The sequence below is a fragment of the Microbispora sp. CL1-1 genome (assembly GCF_012034195.1).
Classification (GTDB): Bacteria; Actinomycetota; Actinomycetes; order Streptosporangiales; family Streptosporangiaceae; genus Microbispora.
Genome location: NZ_JAATEK010000023.1, coordinates 98,015 through 114,941, shown reverse-complemented (window position 1 = coordinate 114,941; position 16,927 = coordinate 98,015). Strand labels below are relative to the sequence as shown.

The 16,927-nt window shown below is 70.4% G+C and carries 19 protein-coding genes; 11 read left to right on the top strand and 8 right to left on the bottom strand.

Annotated elements, in window-relative coordinates:
• Positions 1-367 precede the first annotated feature (367 nt).
• Genes HCK04_RS25040 through era form a run of 3 tightly spaced genes read left to right on the top strand, consistent with a single transcriptional unit; the run spans position 368 to position 2,269 of the window.
• Complete coding sequence (locus tag HCK04_RS25040; protein ID WP_142649833.1) at positions 368-1,024, top strand: hypothetical protein; 657 nt, start codon at positions 368-370, stop codon at positions 1,022-1,024.
• Positions 1,021-1,356 (top strand): cytidine deaminase, encoded by a 336-nt coding sequence (locus HCK04_RS25035; RefSeq protein WP_142649832.1) that lies wholly within the window; start codon positions 1,021-1,023, stop codon positions 1,354-1,356. Before HCK04_RS25040 ends, HCK04_RS25035 begins: the two co-directional genes overlap by 4 nt.
• Position 1,357: 1 nt before the next feature.
• On the top strand, positions 1,358-2,269 hold the full coding sequence (gene era, locus HCK04_RS25030) for a GTPase Era (protein ID WP_142649831.1): 912 nt from the start codon (positions 1,358-1,360) through the stop codon (positions 2,267-2,269).
• 7 nt (positions 2,270-2,276) lie between these two features.
• Here era and HCK04_RS25025 read toward each other — a convergent pair whose 3' ends face one another.
• The 7 genes from HCK04_RS25025 to HCK04_RS24995 all read right to left on the bottom strand — a co-directional run bounded on the left by HCK04_RS25025 (position 2,277) and on the right by HCK04_RS24995 (position 7,825).
• On the bottom strand, positions 2,277-2,759 hold the full coding sequence (locus tag HCK04_RS25025) for a hypothetical protein (RefSeq protein WP_142649830.1): 483 nt from the start codon (positions 2,757-2,759) through the stop codon (positions 2,277-2,279).
• A 266-nt stretch (positions 2,760-3,025) separates the two neighbouring features.
• Complete coding sequence (locus HCK04_RS25020) at positions 3,026-3,781, bottom strand: urease accessory protein UreD (RefSeq protein WP_142649829.1); 756 nt, start codon at positions 3,779-3,781, stop codon at positions 3,026-3,028.
• Positions 3,782-3,786: 5 nt separating this feature from the next.
• Positions 3,787-4,485 carry an urease accessory protein UreG gene (gene ureG / locus HCK04_RS25015; protein WP_142649828.1) on the bottom strand — a complete coding sequence of 233 codons (699 nt, stop codon included), beginning with the start codon at positions 4,483-4,485 and terminating at the stop codon, positions 3,787-3,789.
• 75 nt (positions 4,486-4,560) lie between these two features.
• Positions 4,561-5,469 (bottom strand): urease accessory UreF family protein, encoded by a 909-nt coding sequence (locus tag HCK04_RS42730; protein WP_142649827.1) that lies wholly within the window; start codon positions 5,467-5,469, stop codon positions 4,561-4,563.
• Between the two features lies 1 nt (position 5,470).
• Entirely contained in the window at positions 5,471-7,189 is a 1,719-nt protein-coding gene (locus HCK04_RS25005) for an urease subunit alpha (RefSeq protein ID WP_142649826.1), read from the bottom strand.
• The gene (locus HCK04_RS25000) at positions 7,182-7,526 is read right to left on the bottom strand and encodes an urease subunit beta (protein WP_142649825.1); all 345 of its coding nucleotides are present in this window, start codon (positions 7,524-7,526) and stop codon (positions 7,182-7,184) included. The genes HCK04_RS25005 and HCK04_RS25000 overlap by 8 nt, the downstream gene beginning before the upstream one ends.
• Positions 7,523-7,825 carry an urease subunit gamma gene (locus tag HCK04_RS24995; protein WP_030506285.1) on the bottom strand — a complete coding sequence of 101 codons (303 nt, stop codon included), beginning with the start codon at positions 7,823-7,825 and terminating at the stop codon, positions 7,523-7,525. The genes HCK04_RS25000 and HCK04_RS24995 overlap by 4 nt, the downstream gene beginning before the upstream one ends.
• A gap of 181 nt (positions 7,826-8,006) precedes the next feature.
• Between HCK04_RS24995 and urtA the strand changes: the two genes are divergently transcribed.
• From urtA to HCK04_RS24960, 8 genes are all read left to right on the top strand, one after another.
• Positions 8,007-9,233 carry an urea ABC transporter substrate-binding protein gene (gene urtA / locus HCK04_RS24990; protein ID WP_142649824.1) on the top strand — a complete coding sequence of 409 codons (1,227 nt, stop codon included), beginning with the start codon at positions 8,007-8,009 and terminating at the stop codon, positions 9,231-9,233.
• 7 nt (positions 9,234-9,240) lie between these two features.
• Positions 9,241-10,095 carry an urea ABC transporter permease subunit UrtB gene (gene urtB, locus HCK04_RS24985; RefSeq protein ID WP_142649823.1) on the top strand — a complete coding sequence of 285 codons (855 nt, stop codon included), beginning with the start codon at positions 9,241-9,243 and terminating at the stop codon, positions 10,093-10,095.
• Positions 10,092-11,225: an urea ABC transporter permease subunit UrtC gene (gene urtC / locus HCK04_RS24980; protein WP_142649822.1), complete on the top strand. Its 1,134-nt coding sequence runs from the start codon at positions 10,092-10,094 to the stop codon at positions 11,223-11,225. The genes urtB and urtC overlap by 4 nt, the downstream gene beginning before the upstream one ends.
• Positions 11,222-11,983, top strand: a complete 762-nt coding sequence (gene urtD, locus HCK04_RS24975; protein WP_142649821.1) for an urea ABC transporter ATP-binding protein UrtD — start codon at positions 11,222-11,224, stop codon at positions 11,981-11,983. Before urtC ends, urtD begins: the two co-directional genes overlap by 4 nt.
• Complete coding sequence (gene urtE, locus HCK04_RS24970) at positions 11,970-12,662, top strand: urea ABC transporter ATP-binding subunit UrtE (protein ID WP_142649820.1); 693 nt, start codon at positions 11,970-11,972, stop codon at positions 12,660-12,662. Before urtD ends, urtE begins: the two co-directional genes overlap by 14 nt.
• 495 nt (positions 12,663-13,157) lie before the next feature.
• Positions 13,158-14,081, top strand: coding sequence for a ThiF family adenylyltransferase (locus HCK04_RS24965; RefSeq protein ID WP_142649819.1), 924 nt, complete (start codon positions 13,158-13,160; stop codon positions 14,079-14,081).
• A gap of 57 nt (positions 14,082-14,138) precedes the next feature.
• Positions 14,139-14,261 carry a hypothetical protein gene (locus tag HCK04_RS43750; protein WP_260617397.1) on the top strand — a complete coding sequence of 41 codons (123 nt, stop codon included), beginning with the start codon at positions 14,139-14,141 and terminating at the stop codon, positions 14,259-14,261.
• 162 nt (positions 14,262-14,423) lie between these two features.
• On the top strand, positions 14,424-15,611 hold the full coding sequence (locus HCK04_RS24960; RefSeq protein ID WP_142649818.1) for a PqqD family protein: 1,188 nt from the start codon (positions 14,424-14,426) through the stop codon (positions 15,609-15,611).
• Positions 15,612-15,649: 38 nt separating this feature from the next.
• On the opposite strand, the gene HCK04_RS24955 is transcribed toward HCK04_RS24960, so the two are convergent.
• The gene (locus tag HCK04_RS24955; protein WP_142649817.1) at positions 15,650-16,696 is read right to left on the bottom strand and encodes an alpha/beta hydrolase; all 1,047 of its coding nucleotides are present in this window, start codon (positions 16,694-16,696) and stop codon (positions 15,650-15,652) included.
• Positions 16,697-16,927 lie beyond the last annotated feature (231 nt).

Genomic DNA, 16,927 nt, shown 5'->3' with positions numbered 1-16,927 from the left:
GAGTGACCCGCCACGAGTGACCCGCCACGAGTGACCCGCCACGAGTGAGCCGGCGCGACCTCGGGTGACCCGTCACCACCTGGGGCTGCAAGCGTCTTTCAACCGAGTTGCAAGCGTGCCCGGCCATCGTTGTCCCAGGCGCTCAGAAGGGGTTCGGGGCGTCTCGTTGGGGAGTCCGGCGCGCCGGGAGGGGTTCGCGGCGCACCGGAGCCTCCCATGGGGGATCCGTAATCGGTGCGGGGCTCCCACCCGGTCAAGGGTGGGAGCCCCGCATTGGTTCCCGCGTCGGATCAGTATTGATTACGCAATGTGATTACCCGCTCGCGGTCCGGGGAAGGAAAACCTCCGGCAAAGCGGGGAGGCGGGTATGCGCATCGTCCACGCGGCCGTCGCGGGCTGCCTGGTCCTGGCCACCGGTGCCTGCGGCGGCACGGACGGGGTCACGCACGCCCCCGTCCGGGTGCCTCACAAGGCGGAGGTCAGGCGCCCGCCGATGGTGCTCGGCCGGATGGACGGCCTTCCCGAGGGGTTCTTCAGCCACGCGCGGGCGCCTTGGCGTCCGCCGTTCCGTCCCCGCGCCCGCGCGTGCCGCCTGCTGTTCGACGCGGCCGCGGGCAGGCCCCCGCGCGAGGGGCTCAGCGGCGCGACCGCCGCCACCTACCAGGGCGCGCACGCGGGCGAGCTCGCCGGGGTCGGCGTCGCCGTCTACGACGGCGGCGAGGCGGCCGGTCACCTCGCCGCGCTCCGCGACGCCCTCTCCCGCTGCGCGACGGCCGACGACGGCACGCCGTACGACCGCCTGACCGGGCGGACGCCGCTGCCCGGCATCGGCGGGCCGGACGCCGCGGGCCGGGCGCTGACCGGAAAGGTCGGCGGCTACCCCTACCGCATGCACGTGGTCGTCGCCCGCTCCGGCCATACGCTGATCGCGCTCGTGCACGCCGGCCTGGCCGCTCCCGACCCCGTCCGTACGGCCGAACTGACACGGCTGCTCGTCCGCGAGGTCGGTACCCTTGACGCGTGACACAGACGCTGGACCCCGAGGACAACAAGATCATCACGCTGGCCAGGTCGGCGCGGGCGCGCGGCGGCACCCCCGAGGGCGCCGCGGTGCGCGACGAGACCGGCCGGACGTACGCCGCGACCACGGTGGCGCTGCCCTCGCTCCGGCTCTCGGCCCTCCAGGCGGCCGTCGCCATGGCCGTGTCCAGCGGGGCGAAGTCCCTGGAGGCGGCGGCGATCGTCACCGAGGCCGACGACCCGGCGGAGCAGGACGTGGCCGTCGTCGAGGACATGGGCAACGGCACGCTCTTCCTGGCCGCGCCCGACGGTTCCCTGAAGGGCCGGTACATCTGACGTGGACGCCGAATCGAGCGGTTTCCGTGCGGGCTTCGCCTGCTTCGTCGGCAGGCCCAACGTCGGCAAGTCCACGCTGATGAACGCCCTGGTCGGCACCAAGGTGGCGATCACCTCGTCCAAGCCGCAGACCACGCGGCGGGCCATCCGCGGCATCGTGCACCGCCCGGACGCCCAGCTCGTGATCGTGGACACCCCCGGGTTCCACCGTCCCCGCACGCTGCTGGGCGAGCGGCTGGACAGCCTGGTGCTGTCCACGCTGACCGAGGTCGACGTGATCGGGTTCTGCGTGCCGGCCAACGAGCCGATCGGCAAGGGCGACCGGTTCATCGTCGACAAGCTCGCCGCCGTCAAGAAGACCCCGGTGGTGGCGGTCGTCACCAAGTGCGACCTCGCCACTCGCGAGCAGATCGCCCACCAGCTTCTCGCGGTGTCCGCGCTGGCCGATTTCGCGGAGATCGTCCCGGTGTCCGCGCAGGGCGGCGAGCAGCTCGACGTCCTCGCCGACGTGCTCGTCAAGCGGCTGCCGGAGTCGCCCCCGCTGTACGCCGGCGGGGAACTCACCGACGAGCCGGAGCAGACGCTGGTCGCCGAGCTGATCCGGGAGGCCGCACTGGAGGGCGTGCGCGACGAGCTGCCCCACTCGATCGCGGTGGTCGTGGAGGAGATGCACCCCCGGGAGGGTCGTGACGACCTCCTCGACGTGTACGCCCACATGTTCGTCGAGCGGCCCTCGCAGAAGGCGATCGTGATCGGCCCGGGCGGCGCGCGGCTCAAGGACGTGGGCACCCGCGCCCGGCAGCAGATCGAGGCGCTGCTCGGCACCCGCGTCTACCTCGATCTCCGGGTGAAGATCGCCAAGGAGTGGCAGCGCGATCCCAAGCAGCTGCGGCGTCTCGGCTTCTACGACTGACGGCCATTCACCGGCGGCGCAGCAGCGCGACGGCGGCGAGCACGGCCAGCGCGACCGAGGCCAGCAGGCCGGCGAACCAGCCGTACTGGATCGTCGGGTGCACCCGCAGCAGCCCGGAGACCTGGAAGTCGAGCCGGCCCACGAGGTCGTGCGGGTCGGCGAGGAACATGGCCAGCGCGAAGGCGGCCACCGCGCCGGGCAGGATCGCCAGCCCGGTGAACAGCCAGTTTCGCGTCGCGCCGAGCACGCCGAGCAGCATCGCCGTGATCCCGGCGCCCAGCACGAACCAGCCCGGGCCCGCGTCGACGCCGCGCACGGCGTGCGTGAGCGACGCGTTGAGAATGCCGAACTCGGCGGTGAGGCCCGCCCACGGGAGCAGCGCGGTCACGGCCAGCGCGAACCCCGCGACGAACACACCGGCGGCCCGCAGGACGCCGGCCGTGCTGGTGCCTCGCCGCGGACCGCCGGGGTGCTGCGTGGGTTCCGACACGATCACCAGGCTACGGCCCGAGGCCGCCGGTTTCAGCCCCCCGGCCGCGCGGCGGACGCCCGAGTCGCCCTCGATGATGCGCCCGGGCCGGAACGTCCGTGGCCGTGGTCGGTGTGGCAGGCCGGGAACGTCCGTGGTCTGTGCACCGTCGTGGCCGGTGCGGCGGCCGGTGGCCCGGGTGGCGTTCAGGCGGGCGGCGGCCCCGGTGGCGTTCAGGCGGGCGGCGGCCCCGGTGGCGTTCAGGCGGGCGGCGGCCCGGGTGGCGTTCAGGCGGCCGCGGCCTCCTCGCCGCGCCGCAGCCGCTCCCTGAGCTCGACCGCGTCCGCGCCGAGCGCGCACACCTGCACGCCCGGACCGGCCAGCGGCAGCGCCGCCCAGCCGTCTCCCAGCACGGCCCGCCGCTCGCGCTTGACATCCGGCACCGCGGGCGGAGCCCAGGCGGGCCCCGCGAGCAGGGTCGAGCCGACGCACCGGGCGTCCCCGTAGACGGCCGGGCTGCCGTCCAGCGCCTCCTCGCCGATCAGGAGGTCCTGGCGGAGCAGGGGCCGTCCGGCCACGGTCGCGTCGAACCGCGAGTGGCAGCGTCCCGGCCGTTCGCCGTGCCGCCCGAAGACGATCTCCTCCCGCCAGAAGACCGTGGCGTCGTCGGCGAGCGAGAGCCGTACGACGAGGCGGTGGGCGCATCCGGCGGCGAGGACGGTCGGCTCGGGGGAGAAGCGCAGGGTGGCACCCGCGCCGACCCGCGCCCGCACGACCATGACCGAAGGGGCGTCCGCGAGCCCCGGCAGCACCAGCGTGGCGCCCACCGAGCGAACCTCCAGCGAGGTGCCGGGCGCGACGTCCACGTCGAGGTCGAGGTGGTCGCCGCGCAGCGGTCCCGCGCCGGTCGAGACGAGGTGGACCCGCTGCGGGCCGGTCTGCCGCAGCGTCAGCGGAGGGTCGGACCGCAGCGTCTCCAGCCGGGTCCGGCCCCCGCTCGCGGCCTCCGTCCTGATCAGCGCGTGCGCGGTGAAGGCCGTCATGCCGGTCAGGACGCCGGGGCCTGCGCGGCGTGGTGGTGGGGCTCGCCGTGCTCGTGCTGCCAGGCGCCGACCATGTGCGTCACCCACTCCGCCACGGCGTGCGCGCCCTTGTCCTCCCTGATCGACGTGAACAGCACGGGCCTGCCGTCCCGTACGGCCGCCGCGTCGCGGGACATCACGGTCAGGTCGGCGCCGACCATCGGCGCGAGGTCGGTCTTGTTGACGACGAGCAGGTCGGCGGAGGTCACCCCCGGCCCGCCCTTGCGCGGCACCTTGTCGCCGCCCGACACGTCGAGCACGAAGATCTGCCGGTCGGCCAGGCCCCGGCTGAACGTGGCGGTGAGGTTGTCGCCACCGCTCTCGACGATCACGAGGTCGAGCGGCCCGAACCGCTCCTCCAGCGTCTCGACGGCGTCCAGGTTGGCCGCGATGTCGTCCCGGATGGCGGTGTGTGGGCAGCAGCCGGTCTGTACGGCGAGGATCCGTTCGGGGTCGATGACGCCCGCGCGGCGGAGGAAGTCGGCGTCCTCGGTGGTGTAGATGTCGTTGGTCACGACCCCGAGCCGCAGCGACGGCCCGAGGCTGCGGCACAGCGCCGCCACCAGGGCGGTCTTGCCGCTGCCGACCGGCCCGCCGATGCCGAGGCGGAGCGCCCGCCCGTGTGGATCGGCCGCGTCGTGGAGATCGTCGTGCTGAGCGCCCATGGGGGTTGTGCTCCTTCTCGTGCGATGGCCGGTACGGATACGTGGAGATTCGTGGAGATTCGTGGGGAGGAGTGATCAGGAGACGAAGAGCTTCATCGGGTTGGTCAGGTGTCCCTCCGCCAGGAGGTCGAGCGCGGGCGCGCCGTGCCCCGGCAGCGTGTGCCAGCCCGCCGGCCCGGCCGCGTCGCCGAGCGGCGCGCAGGCGGCGCGGGCCGCGTCCTCGATCGCGGGGGCGAGATCGGCGAGCAGGCGGTGAACGGTGACCGGGTCGAGGCCGAGGAGCCGCACGGCCGCCGTGGCCGGGGCGGTGACCGAGGTGTAGGCGGCGGTCAGCGCGGCCTGGCGGGGCGTGCAGCCCGCCGAGGCTCCGGCCGCGCCGAGCGCGACAGGATGGTGCGGTCCCTCCGGCACGGCCCGCGCGAGCGTGTCCAGGACGGCCGAGGGCCACATCCGCCGGGCCGTGCGCAGCAGGAGCCGCCCCTGGGTGCGCGAGGCCTCCCGCTGGGCGGGTGAGGCGGTCCTGGCGTCGGCCTCCGCGTCCAGCCGCCGCCACAGCTCCATGCCGCTGACGGCCTCGCCCGCAGCCTCGTCCGTTGCGTCGTCCGTTGCGTCGTCCGTGACGCCCTTCGCGGGCGACGCCACCGGGTCACAGGCGGCGCCGCGTTCCCGGTCCGCGCCGTCGCTGCCGCGTTCCCGGCCGGTGTCGCGTTCGCGGTCTGTGCCACGTTCCCGGTCCGCGCCGCCGCTGCCTGCGGGGACGGTCTCGGCGGCGGTTTCCGAGACGGCCAGTTCGCAGGCGGCGGCGGCGAGGGCGGCGGTGACGAGGCCGGCGGTGGCGAGCCTGCCGCGCAGGAACCGCGCCAGGTCGCCGGTGCCGGTCACCACGCCCCGCCGTACGACCTCCTCCACGCCGCCCGAGTGGGCGTGCCCGCCCGCCGGCAGCCGGGAGTCGGCCAGCAGCAGCAGCGCCGCTTCGCCGTTCATGTCAGAAGAGGAAGTAGCGCTGCGCCATCGGCAGCGACTCGGCCGGGGCGGGCTCGATCAGCTCGCCGTCCACGCGTACGGCGAAGGTGTCGGGATCCACCCGGATGTCGGGCAGGGCGTCGTTGAGCGGCATCGCGTCCTTGCGCCGGGCGCGTACGTCGGCCACGGGCGCCAGCCGCCTGCCCACGGCCAGGCGGTCGGCCAGGCCGTCCTCCAGCGCGAGCGGCGCGACGAAGTGCAGCGAGGTCGCGGCGGCGGTGACCGGGGCCGCGCCGAACATCGGCCGGGGGAACACGGGCTGCGGCGTCGGGATCGACGCGTTCGCGTCGCCCATCTGGGCGTAGGCGATGACGCCGCCCTTCACCACGACGTCCGGCTTCACCCCGAAGAAGGCCGGGCTCCACAGCACGAGGTCGGCGAGCTTGCCGGGCTCCACCGAGCCGATCTCCGCGTCCAGGCCGTGGGCGATCGCCGGGTTGATCGTGTATTTGGCGACGTAGCGGCGGGCCCGGAGGTTGTCGGCCGGGCCGTCGCCCGGCAGCGCGCCGCGGCGGCGCTTCATCACGTGCGCCGTCTGCCAGGTGCGGATGATCGTCTCGCCGATCCGGCCCATGGCCTGGGAGTCGGAGCCGATCATCGAGATCGCGCCGATGTCGTGCAGGACGTCTTCGGCCGCCATCGTCGTGGGCCGGATGCGCGACTCGGCGAACGCCAGGTCCTCCGGGATGGCGGGATTGAGGTGGTGGCACACCATGAGCATGTCCAGGTGCTCGTGGTGGGTGTTGACCGTGTGCGGCCGGGTCGGGTTCGTGGACGACGGCAGCACGTTGACGTGGGAGGCCACCGTGATGATGTCCGGGGCGTGGCCGCCTCCGGCGCCCTCGGTGTGGTAGGCGTGGATCGCCCGCCCGCCGATGGCCCGCAGGGTCGACTCCACGAACCCCGCCTCGTTCAGCGTGTCGGTGTGGATGGCGACCTGCACCCCGGTCGCGTCGCACACCCGCAGGCAGGCGTCGATGGCGGCGGGGGTGGTGCCCCAGTCTTCGTGCAGCTTGAAGCCCGACGCCCCGGCCCTGAGCTGTTCGAGCAGCCCCTCCTCGCTGACCGTGTTGCCCTTGCCGAGCAGGGCGACGTTCACCGGGTAGGAGTCCAGCGACTCCAGCATCCGGCCGAGATACCAGGTGCCGGTCACGGTGGTGGCCTTCGTGCCCTCGGCGGGGCCGGTGCCGCCGCCGATGATCGTGGTCACCCCGGAGGCCAGCGCCTCGTCCATGAGCTGCGGGCAGATCAGGTGGACGTGCGAGTCGACCGCGCCCGCCGTGACGATCTTGCCGTTGGCCGCGAGGATCTCGGTGGACGGGCCGATGACGAGGTCCGGGTGGACGCCGTCCATGGTGTCGGGGTTGCCGGCCTTGCCGATGGCGGCGATCCGGCCGTCGCGTACGCCGATGTCGGCCTTCACCACACCCCAGTGGTCGAGGATCACCGCGCCGGTGATGACCAGGTCGGCCGCGCCCTCGGCTCTCGTGGTGCGCGCCTGCCCCATCGACTCGCGGATGACCTTGCCGCCGCCGAACACGGCCTCGTCGCCCGCCCCGGCGGGGCCCATCGACAGGTCGTCGGTCACCTCGACGTACAGGTCGGTGTCGGCCAGGCGCACGCGGTCGCCGGTGGTCGGGCCGTACAGCGCGGCGTAGCGCGCGCGTTCGACGCTAGTCATCGGTCCTCCCGTCGAGAGGCCCGGCCCACTCGGGACGGAGGCCGGGTACGACACGGTTCCCCGCGAGCGGGACGAGCGTGACGTCGCGCTCCACCCCGGGCTCGAACCTGATCGCGGTGCCCGCCGGGATGTCGAGACGGGTGCCCCAGGCCGCCTCGCGGTCGAACTCCAGGCCGGGGTTGGCGGCGGCGAAGTGATAGTGCGATCCGACCTGCACCGGCCGGTCGGCGGTGTTCACGACTCTCAGGGTGATCCGCTCCCTGCCCGGGTTCAGCGGCACGTCGCCGTCGCCGCAGAGGATCTCTCCCGGCACGCCCTCGAAGCGCGGTGTGCTCATGCGATCGGGTTGTGGACGGTGACGAGCTTGGTGCCGTCGGGGAAGGTGGCCTCGATCTGGACGGACTCCAGCATCTCGGGCACGCCCTCCATGACGTCCTCGCGCCGCAGGACCTTGCGGCCGGCGTCCATCAGGTCGGCGACGCTGCGGCCGTCGCGGGCGCCTTCCAGGAGGAATGACGCGATGAGGGCCGTCGCCTCCGGATGGTTGAGGCGAAGGCCGCGCTCCTTGCGCTCGCGGGCCACGCCCGCGGCGACGTGGATGAGGAGCCGTTCCTGTTCGTGTGGAGTGAGCCGCATGGCGGGACGATAGGTACCCGCCGTTTCCCCCGCGTTACCCGTGCATTTCGTATGCGTATCCGACAGGCGGTGAGCTCTCGCTAATGAGTTGTTAACTCCCGGGATTTCGGCGGGAAATACCACGCGCCCACCTTGGCGGCAGACGGATCAACTCGGGGGCCGCAGCGGCAAGGAGAGGCAATTGCGGAACTCATTATGGCGTGCCGGAGCGGCTTTCGCTCTCGCGACCGCGACACTCGCGGCATGTGGCGGACAATCCTCGACAAATAGTACATCGGCCTCATCTGGTGGTTCCGACACCATAAAGGTCGGCATCCTGCACTCCCTCAGCGGCACGATGGCCATCAGCGAGGTCACGGTCAGGGACGCCGAACTGCTCGCGATCGAGGAGATCAACGCGGCCGGCGGCGTGCTGGGCAAGAAGCTGGAGCCCGTCGTGGAGGACGGCGCTTCCGACTGGCCGACCTTCGCGGAGAAGGCCACCAAGCTCATCGCGCAGGACAAGGTCGCCACCGTATTCGGCGGCTGGACGTCGGCGAGCCGCAAGGCGATGCTCCCGGTCTTCGAGAAACGCAAGGCGCTGCTCTGGTATCCGGTCCAGTACGAGGGCCTGGAAAGCTCGCCGTACATCTTCTACACGGGCGCGACGACCAACCAGCAGATCGTTCCCGGGCTCGACTATCTGAAGCAGGAGGGCAAGAAGAAGCTGTTCCTGGTGGGCAGCGACTACGTCTTCCCGAGAACCGCGAACAAAATCATCAAGGCGTACGCCGCGGCGAACGGGATGGAGATCCTCGGCGAGGAGTACACCCCGCTCGGGCACACCGAATACAGCACGCTCGTCAATAAGATCACCGAGGCGAAGCCGGACGCGGTCTTCAACACCCTGAACGGCGACAGCAACGTCGCGTTCTTCAAGCAGCTCAAGAGCACCGGGATCACCGCCGAGCAGATGCCGGTCATGTCGGTGTCCGTGGCCGAGGAGGAGGTCAAGGGCATAGGCGTCGACAACGTCGCCGGGCAGCTCGTGGCCTGGAACTACTACCAGACGACCGACACCCCGGAGAACCAGAAGTTCGTCGCCGCGTTCAAGGCGAAGTACGGCGCGGACAAGGTGACCTCCGACCCGATGGAAGCCGGATACAACGCCGTCTACCTGTGGGCCGAGGCCGTGAAGAAGGCCGGCAGCACCGACGTGGAGGCCGTGAAGAAGGCCGCCGGAGGTGTGTCCCTCGACCGCCCCGAGGGCAAGGTCACCATCGACGGCGACAACCAGCACGTCTACAAGACCGCGCGCATCGGCGTCGTCCAGCCGGACGGTCAGATCAAGGAGGTGTGGAACTCCGGCGAGCCGATCAAGCCGGACCCCTACCTCAAGACGTACCCCTGGGCCGGCGGACTGGTCTGACGCCGACATGGAGGGAATGCTCAACCAGCTGCCGATCGGGCTGTCGATCGGAGCGGTCCTGCTGCTCATCGCTCTCGGGCTGACGTTCACGTTCGGACAGATGGGCGTGATCAACATGGCCCACGGTGAGTTCATCATGGCGGGGGCCTACACGGCCTACCTGCTGCAGGGCGTGGGCTTCCTGATCGCCCTCCCGGCCGCCTTCGTGGTGGCCGGGGTCATGGGCCTGATCCTGGAGCGCACGCTGATCCGGCGCTTCTACGGTCGCCCGCTCGACACGCTGCTGCTCACCTGGGGCGTCAGCCTCATGCTCCAGCAGCTCGCCCGTGACCTGTTCGGGGCGCCCAACGTGCAGGTCGCCTCGCCCGCCTGGCTGCGCGGCGGCATCGGGATCCTGCCGTACAACCGGCTGTTCATCATGGCGCTCGCCGCGGCCTCGGTGCTCGCGATCTGGGCGTACATGAACAGGACCGGGCAGGGACGGCGGATGCGGGCCGTGATGCAGAACAGGAAGCTCGCGGCCACGAGCGGCATCGACACCGGGCGGGTCGACCAGCGGACGTTCTTCATCGGTTCCGGCCTCGCCGGGATCGCCGGGGTCGCCCTCACGCTGATCGGGCCGGTCGGCCCGACGCTCGGCACCTACTACATCGTGGACGCGTTCCTCGTGGTCGTCGCGGGCGGTCTGGGGCAGCTTCGCGGCGCGGTGCTGGCCGCGGCCGGCCTCGGTCTGCTGAACTCCTATGCCGAGTTCTGGAGCGACGCCAGCCTCGCCAAGGTGGTGGTCTTCGTGGCGATCATCGGCTTCCTGCAGATCCGGCCGCAGGGGCTGTTCTTCGTCCGATCGAGGGCGCTCACATGACGGCCTCGGTCGAGGGCGCCGACACGAGGGCGCCGGTCGAGAGCGCCGACGCGGCCGTCCCGGACAAGGGCGCGGGCGCGGCGGCGCCGGACAAGCCCGTACGGCGGTGGCAGGGCCCGGCGGTCTTCACGGCGGTGGCGGTGCTCGCCCTGGTGGTGGCGCCGCTGCTGCTGGAGCCGTTCCGCCTCGGGCTGCTGGCCAAGTATCTGTGCTACGCGATCGTGGCGCTGGGCATCGGCCTCGCCTGGGGGCAGGGCGGCATGCTCACGCTCGGCCAGGGGGTGTTCTTCGGCCTCGGCGGCTACGCGATGGGCATGTATCTCAAGCTCAACGACGCCGGCGGGGACCTGCCCGACTTCATGGTCTGGAGCGGGGTGGAAGAGCTGCCCGCGCTGTGGAAGCCGTTCGGCAACCCGGTCTTCGCGCTGGCCATGGTCGTCGTGCTGCCGGTCGTGGTCGCGCTGCTGCTCGGCGCGCTGGTCTTCCGCCAGCGCGTACGCGGGGCGTACTTCGCGATCCTCACCCAGGCGCTGGCGGCGGCGCTGGTGATCCTGCTGGTCGGTCAGCAGGGGCTGACCGGCGGCACGAACGGCCTGACCAACTTCTTCGACTTCTTCGGCCGCGACGTGGCGGCCGACGAGACCCAGCGGGGCCTCTACCTGCTCGTCGCGGTCGTGCTCGGGGTGCTCTACCTGGGGGCCAGGCAGCTCGTCCGCAGCCGGTTCGGGCGGCTGCTGCTGGCCGTCAGGGACGGCGAGGACCGGGTGCGCTTCCTCGGGTACAACCCGGCCACCGTCAAGACGCTGACCTTCGCCGTCTCGGCGGGCATGGCCGGCATCGCCGGGGCGCTGTTCGTGCCCGTGGTCGGCATCATCTCGCCTGCCCTGCTCGGGGTCGTGCCCTCGCTCGAACTCGTCGTCGCGGTGGCCGTCGGCGGCCGGTTCGCGCTGGCCGGCGCGGTGCTGGGCGCGGTCGTCATGGGCTATGCCCGGACGTACTTCAGCGAGGAACTGCCGGACGCCTGGCTCTATCTCCAGGGCGCCCTGTTCGTGCTCGTCATGACGCTGGCGCCCAAGGGCATCGCGGGCCTTGCCGCCGGCCTCGTACGGAGAAGGGAGGCACGGGTGTGACCGACACGCTGCTGGAAATCCGGTCTCTGGAGGTCGCCTTCGGCGGCTTCCGGGCGATCGACGGCGTCGACCTCACCGTCGGCCGGGGCGAGCTGCGGTTCCTGATCGGCCCGAACGGCGCGGGGAAGACCACCCTCATCGACGTGATCACGGGCCTGACCCGGCCCACCGGGGGCTCGGTGCGGTTCGAGGGGAACGACCTCGTGGGCCGCAGGGAGCACGAGATCGTGCGGCTCGGCGTGGGCCGCACCTTCCAGACCTCGGTGGTCTTCGAGGAGCTCACCGTGCTGGAGAACCTCGACCTGGCCGCGTCGTTCCGGCGCCCGCTGTGGTCGCTGCTGCGCCGCAGGCGCGGGGTGTCGGAGGAGGTCACGGCGGCGCTGGAGACGACCGGCCTGGCCTCCCTGGCCGGCAGCAAGGCCGGGGTGCTGTCGCACGGGCAGCGGCAGTGGCTGGAGATCGGCATGCTGATCGTCCAGCGGCCCCGGCTGCTGCTGCTCGACGAGCCGGTCGCCGGCATGTCCTCCGGCGAGCGCGAGCGCACCGGCGAGCTGCTCACCGAGGTCGCCCGCGACCACACCGTGATCGTGGTCGAGCACGACATGGACTTCCTGCGTCGCTACGCCTCCCAGGTCACCGTGCTCCACGAGGGCAAGGTGCTGACGGAGGGCTCGGTCGACCAGGTGCGGGCCGACCCGCGCGTGCAGGAGATCTACCTGGGCCGGGCTCGGGAGGAGGCCGAGGATGCTGTCCGTTGAGGGACTGGAGTCGGGGTACGGCCGGGCGCGGGTGCTCTTCGGCGTCTCGCTCGAGGTGCCCGCCGGTCGCCTCGTCTGCGTGATGGGCCGCAACGGGGTCGGCAAGACGACCCTGCTCGACACCATCATGGGCGTGCTCCCGGCGACCGGTGGGAAGGTGACGTTCGAGGGCAGGGACGTCACCCGGCTGCGCCCCGACCAGCGCGTACGGCTCGGCATGGGCTACGTGCCGCAGGGACACGACACGTTTCCCCAGCTCAGCGTGATCGACAACCTGCTGGTCACGCTGGAGGCGTCGGCGCACCGGGACCGGGCGGCGGTGGAGGAGGCCCTGGAGGTCTTCCCCCGGCTGAAACCGCTGCTCAAACGGCCGGCGGGCTTCCTGTCGGGTGGTCAGCAGCAGCAGCTCGCGATGGCGCGGGCCCTGGTCACCCGGCCGAAGCTGCTGATCCTGGACGAACCCACCGAGGGCATCCAGCCGTCGATCATCCTGGAGATCGAGGAGGCCGTCGAACGCCTGCACGCGAGCGGTCTGGCGATCCTGCTGGTGGAGCAGTATCTGGACCTCGCGCTGCGGCTGGCCGACGGGTTCGTGATCCTCGACGCCGGCCGCGTGGTCAGATCCGGCCCGGCAGAGGAGCTCCAAGATGAGGAGGTCCACCGGCTGTTGTCGGTCTGAGCCTCGCGTTTACCCTGGAGGGGAGGAAGCGATCGCACGTGTGAACGCCTTCGGCCGCGCCGGAGGCTCCGCGCCGCCACAGCGGTTCCGCAGCGGCAGGGGCCGTCCGGACCCGGCACTGCGCACGGACCGACCGCTTCCTCCGCCGTCTCCGGCCGGTTCGCGCGATGGCCGAGGTGTGTCGCCATACGAGGGCGTGTGTGACCAACCGTGAAACCAGCCGCCTCAAGCGGGTTCTGATGAGCAGGACAGGATGCTGTCCCGCGTTTTCGGACAGAGGTTGAGATTCTGTATTCACCGTCTGATGATCAGAAGGTTTTACGGGACGGGGAGTGTCGCGGATGACGCCTAGATTTCGCATGCCGCAAGTGAAGTCCGAGCATAGGCCGTACCGGCTTGACGGCGGGGCCATCCGTATCGGTGGCGACACCTACGGCATCGCTGCCGAGATAGACGATCCAGAGGGCTGGGTGTGGGCGGCATTGCAATTGATGGATGGCAGTCGAGACCCGGATGCTATCGCGACGCTGCTGTCGGATCGTTTCGGCTCTGACGGCCTCGGGTTATATCGAGGATGCCGCTGCCGCCATACCGGCAGAACTCAGTGAACGCGAACTCGAACGCTACAGTAGAAGCCGCGCGTTCTTCCGGCGTGTCGATCTCACCCCACGGGCCCACGATTGGGAGATTCAGCTCAGATTGAAGCGCTCCCGTGCAGTCGTACTTGGGCTGGGCGGCACTGGTTCGCACGTTGCGTGGGCACTGGCCGCGGCGGGAGTCGGGGAGATTCACTGCGTCGATCCGGACCGGGTCGAGTTGTCCAATCTGAACCGCCAGATCCTATACACGGAGGACGACCTCGGCCGGTTCAAGGCAGAGGTCGCTGCGAATCGGATCAGCCGGGTGAACTCCGACGTCACCGTCACGTGCTCACGAGCGAGGGTTACGAGCCAGGCCGATCTTTCCCGGCTTGTGGAGGGCTACGACGTCCTGGCGCTCTGTGCGGACGAGCCCCGAGGTTCGGAGAACATCAAGGTTTGGGCCAGCCGAGCCTGCGCCGCCGCGGGAGTCCCGTGGGCCGGTGGCGGTTACTCCGGTCCTGTCGTCACCTGCGGCGTCTTCGCGCCGCCTCGGGGCGCGTGTTACGAGTGCGTAAGCGCGCAGGCAATAGCCAAACGACGATCCGGAATAGACGTCGATCTCGGCGGTCCCGGCGTTATCGCCTTCTCGGCGGGAATCAGTGGCCAGATGGTCGCACAATCCGTTGTCTCTCTTATTACGGATGTGCCGGATCCGATGCCGGGGACAATACGAGCCATGAATCTCGCCGTGCTCGGACACCACGACCTCTTCAAACCTCCGCCGCGCGCCGGCTGTACCAATTGTCATCCCTTGACATCTCCTATGGATCGATCATGATGCTCGTGTCGGGGCTTCGAAACCTCGTGGCCCAAACATGATTGAGAGGAAGTTCTCGTGGCAGAGGAACGTGAAACGCATCCTGCACTGGACGAGGCCGAGGAGTTGCAGGCCATCTCGATTCGTAAACTCGACAAGATCGAGACGACAATGCTGGAGAGCAACAGTCACGGCCAATAGGCGGGGCCGTCGCGGCTGAGCCGGTATATTCCGGCTCAGCCGCACGTCATTGGGCACAACGATGAGCAGGGAGCGTTCGCACATGCCGGACCTGCGACAGGAATCGCGACCCTCCCGCATATGCAGGGATTCCGCTGCTGTTCTTTTCACCTCCGAGGGAACATGACCAGCAGGGTTGTGCTGCGCGAGCTCGGCGTACGCCCGGACCGGGGGGAGTGGATCGTCGGGCGTGTTTCGACCGGCGATTTTGTGGCGCTGCCCGAGGTCGGCATGCGGGTTCTGCGCCTGCTGGGCGACGGTCTTCCCGTCGAGGACATCCAGACGCGGCTTCGGCAGGAGACTGGCGCCAAGCTGGACATCGACTCCTTCGTCCGGCACTTGGCGGACGCGGGGCTGGTGGCCGCCATCGACGGCAGGCCCGTCCCGGCGCCAGACCCGCCGCGTCCGACCTTTCCTTGGTTACGTCCAGGCAGTGTTCGCTGGACGCTGAATCCTGTCCTGCATATCTGTGTCGTGGCGCTGATCGCGGTCGGCGTGGTCCTTCTCATCAGGCAGCCCGCGTTGCTGCCGAACTGGCGCGCGATCCTGTGGAGCCCGAGCGGGGCGGCCGTGCTGTTCACACGGATTGCTGTCGGCTGGTTGATGCTTTTCGTCCACGAGATGGCGCATCTGGTTACCGCTCGCGCGGCAGGGGTTCCCGGACGGGTCGCCTTCGGCACGAGGCTGCAGTTTTTGGCGGTGCAGACAGATGTTTCGGGCATCTGGCTCGCACCGCGCCGAGTGCGGCTCACCGTTTATCTTTCCGGGATAGCGGTGGACATCGCCTTATGCGCGGCCTGCGTGATCCTCAGCGTCCTGACGGGTCCACATCCCGCGTACTCGATCGCATTGCTTACCGGCATGTCCATGCTGGCCACCCAGGCCTGCGTGTTCATGCGCACGGACCTGTACTTCGTGCTGCAGGATCTCACGGGCTGCCGCAACATGTACGGCGACGTCGTCACCTACGTACGGTACGGGCTGGCGCGGCTGATGGGACGGAGGCGTCCCGGTCCGATCGTCCACGTGAGCCGCCGCGAGCGCCGCTGGTTGGCCGTGTACGGAGTGGTGCTGGTGGGCGGGACGATCGCCTGCCTCGCTGTCTTCGCGACCATCACTCTTCCGGTGACGGTGGCCCTGGTCGTCGGGGCGGTGCGGACCTTGATCTCACCCGGCGGGCCGTCGGGGACGGTGGACGCGGTGGTGGTTCTGACGCTGCTGGCGACGACGCAGTTCCTCTGGCTACGTGCCTGGTGGCGTCGTCACGGTCGTCGCCTTCGCCGCCGCGGAGCCGCAGTGGTGAGTGCCTGATCAATCTGTTCTCGTAGGCGACCCTCTCACGGCGCCGGTCATCGATCGCGCCTTGCCTCGGTCCGGGCTCGCTGGAGATGGTCGAGTATCACCTTGACGACCAGCTCGGGCCGGTCCCTGTGGATGTGATGCCCAGCATGCTCCGCGACAACGTGTTCGGCGTTCGAGGACAGACGGGTCAGGTCGGCCTGGAGCGGAGACCAGACAGAATAGAAGCGGCGTTGTTCCGCGATCGCCTCGACGTCGGCTCCCGGTGGTTCGTCGGGACAGGAAGAGATGACCGTGAGCGGGATCGGCCCCAGGCTCGGCGCTCTGCGCCGGACTTGCCAGGGATTGACGGTGATCGCGGCCGCAGCCTCACGGAGTTCAGCGCGCCGTTGCCGGTCGCTGAGGTCGAAGGCGATTCTGGTGGAGAGGAGCTTCGCCGGCAGGCGCCGGGCCTCGGCTTCGCAGCGGGCGCGGTCGCTCCATCCCGCGTCGAAGGCCAGGCGCCGAAGCCCCAGCGGTGTCAGGCGCGAGCGCAGCATCTCTCGGGTGATGGCGACTCTCGTCCCGTGCAGCAGGCGGATCTGCTCGGGATGGCTGGAATCCACGAGGACGACCGCTGCGACGGCGTCGGGCTTTTCGGCCGCAAACAACCGGACAATGTTGCCCCCGGCCGAATGCCCCACCAGAACATATGGCGGCACGATCCCCGCCCCGTCCAGTGCGCGTCGCAGGTCACGAGCGGCTCCCAGCGCCGTTCCCGACCACGGACACGGGTCGCTCCACCCGAGACCGGCGCGGTCGTATAGGACAACCGATGACTCCACCGCCAATTCGGGTAGCAGGGCGGCCCAGTTCAAGCCCGGCTCGCCCAGCCCCGGCACGATGACAACGGTCGGTGAGCCCGTGCCCGCGATCCACAGATGGATCCGACGTCCGCCCACGTCGACCGTCCGTCCGGGGGGAGGAAACCGGCGCCGATCACGCCGTGCTCCGTAAGTCTGGTACGCGGCGCTCATGGCGGCCCCGGCGATCGCGCCTGAGACGAGCCCGGTCAGTGCCTTGACGATGATCCCCCTGCTGCCGATCGAGCGGTTCATCACCCTCCAGTTGTGCCGGTTCTTCGATGGTTCCGAGGAGGGACGAGAGCGGCGGTCGCGCCGTGGATCACCTCGCCTCCGTCATTCGTACAGCGAGTCCGGCCGCCAAATCAATGACGATTGATCGGCCATGGTGGGCCCGCGCAGTGGCCGATGCGTTCTTCCGGCGCTGCGCCCGACGGCACGCTGGCCGAGTCGTGAGTCCCCGCTGTCCGCAAAGTGAACGGCCCG